Origin of the sequence: Marinitoga sp. 1154 (genome assembly GCF_013363285.1) — a bacterium.
Classification (GTDB): domain Bacteria; phylum Thermotogota; class Thermotogae; order Petrotogales; family Petrotogaceae; genus Marinitoga.
The window spans coordinates 1-1,496 of record NZ_LBFB01000056.1; the positions used below are offsets into that span (position 1 = coordinate 1).

At 25.1% G+C, this 1,496-nt stretch carries 1 protein-coding gene and 1 pseudogene; one reads left to right on the forward strand and one right to left on the reverse strand.

Going from position 1 to position 1,496, the window contains the following annotated elements:
• Window positions 1-323 (forward strand): annotated as a pseudogene (locus XO12_RS11020) (flagellar biosynthesis protein); the annotation flags it as partial.
• 234 nt (window positions 324-557) lie between these two features.
• On the opposite strand, the gene XO12_RS11025 reads toward XO12_RS11020, so the two are convergent.
• Window positions 558-1,496, reverse strand: a 939-nt coding sequence (locus XO12_RS11025; RefSeq protein WP_175420339.1) for an AAA family ATPase, incomplete at its 5' end; no start/stop codon positions are given.

Below are 1,496 nucleotides of genomic sequence, written 5' to 3' on the forward strand. Positions count from 1 at the left end.
GTCAAAAGAATAGAATTGAAAATATAGAGATAAACATTGAAAGTGGAGAGGAGGAATTTCGAATGTTTGAAAACTTTGTAAAAGCAATAGATGAATCGTTAAAGGAAAGCTTTGAAAAAGGAATTGAAAAAGGAATTGAGAAAGGAAAATTCGAAGGCGAAAAAACAATCGCAAAAAGTCTTTTATTCAAAAAATTTGGAGATAATATTGTTCCATACTTAAATAACCTTGATTACTTGGATATAAAAACAATTGAAGATTTAACTAACAATATCTTTGATATTACACTTAATGAGGTCATAAAAATCCTTAAAAGTCACTAAATCGTAATTGACACAACTCACTGTTATGAACAATCTTATAATGTAAAAAAATTGCCAAAAATAATAACATCTTATAATGAATTTAAAGAAAAATATAAAATTTAGGGGGTGTGGTGACACTTTTGTTTTTAATAAAAAGTTAACAATTGCTATTTAGAGCTATATTTCAGCATTATCTCTTTTTCTGAAAAAAATAACTGTCAAACTCAGGAAAAACTCCAGCAAAAGCTGGAGTTATATTTTTTCAATAATATAATCTTCAATATTTCTTTTTTCTGAATTGATGTTTATTCCTATTATATATATTTCTTTTCCAATGTATTTTTCATAATATTTCTTTTCTTTTATCTGGTTTATTGCATCAATTGCACTTTTATCCACTTTTATTTCAAAAAGATATATCCTTTCATCAAAATCTATTACAAGATCGCTTCGTCCTAAATTTGTTAATTCTTCTGCTTTTACATCTATTCCTGCTGATGCTATTATTGTAAATATTAATGAATGATAATACTTTTCTTCTTTTTTGTGTAAGTTATACGGTATTGCACTTATTATTTTCTTTATTTTTTCTATTAATCCTTTTATGTCATTTCTTTCTATTTTTTCATATATTTCATATACCCTTTCATATGCTTCTTCTTTTGGTTTGTAATTTGATTCTAATATTAATTTCGAAAAACTGTTCTTTACTTCGAGATTTGGATAATCTAATATGTATTTTTCTGTTAATCCATATCTTTTTATTCCTTTAAATGTTAGATATCCTGCTTGTGTAAAGAATATATTTGCATTTGCATCTTCTATTTCCCTTGTTGTAAAATCATCGTTACTTACTGTGTTTTTTACTAAATCCTCATAGGTTACTTTTTTGTCTTCTATATATTTTGATAGAAATGATGGTGAGCCGCTTTCAAACCAGTAATTTCTGAATTTTTTTTCTTCAAAAAACTTTAATATGGAGAATGGATTATATACAAATTGTTCTCCATCAAAGGAAAAACCATTGTAATATTTTTTCATTTCTTTTAATAATTGATGTTCTGTTATTCCTATTTCTTTTGCTGTTTCTTTTATATAATCTTCAAAATAATATTCAAGTTCTTCCTGTGTATAACCCAACATTGTTGCATATTTTTTATTTAACGATATATCATTTAAATTATTAAGTGC